1 pseudogene is annotated in these 638 nt (G+C 53.3%); it reads right to left on the bottom strand.

From position 1 onward, the window contains the following. Positions 1-638: pseudogene (silP, locus tag FDX01_RS23825) on the bottom strand (Ag(+)-translocating P-type ATPase SilP); the annotation flags it as partial.

The following is a 638-nucleotide window of genomic DNA, read 5'->3' as shown; positions in this document are numbered from 1 at the left end:
CATCAGCGACCATCTGAACAATTCGTGAGAGCATCGTTTCATCACCGACTTTCTCTGCTCGGATGATAAGACTACCTGTCTGATTAATCGTCCCCCCAATGACAGGTTCACCCTCTTTTTTGGTAACCGGCATAGACTCCCCGGTCACCATCGATTCATCAACAGTTGTTTTGCCTTCGACCACGATACCGTCGACCGGAATACTCTCTCCAGGTCTGATGCGGAGCTTATCGCCAGGCAGGACATCTTCTGCATTAATATCCGTTTCATGACCGTCATGATCCAGCCGCCTGGCTGTTTTGGGGGCAAGGTTCAGAAGCGCAGTAATGGCACCTGAGGTTTGTTCCCGTGCCCGCAGCTCAAGAACCTGTCCCAGCAGAACAAGCACCGTAATTACTGCTGCGGCTTCAAAATAAACGGCCACCAGGCCATCCATGTTTCTGAACGATGCAGGAAACCAGGAGGGGAAGACGGTTGCAATGACGCTGTAAACCCAGGCTACGCCGGTCCCCATTGCAACAAGGGTAAACATATTCAGGGAGCGGTTACGCAACGACATTCCGGCCCGGGCGAAGAATGGCCAGCCACACCACAACACGACAGGAGAGGCCAGAAGCAGCTGCAGCCATGTGTTGTGC

This window comes from Citrobacter sp. wls613 (genome assembly GCF_005281195.1).
GTDB lineage: Bacteria > Pseudomonadota > Gammaproteobacteria > Enterobacterales > Enterobacteriaceae > Citrobacter > Citrobacter gillenii.
The sequence above is the reverse complement of the archived record's forward strand: the minus strand, read 5'-3'. Positions and strand labels throughout refer to the sequence as shown.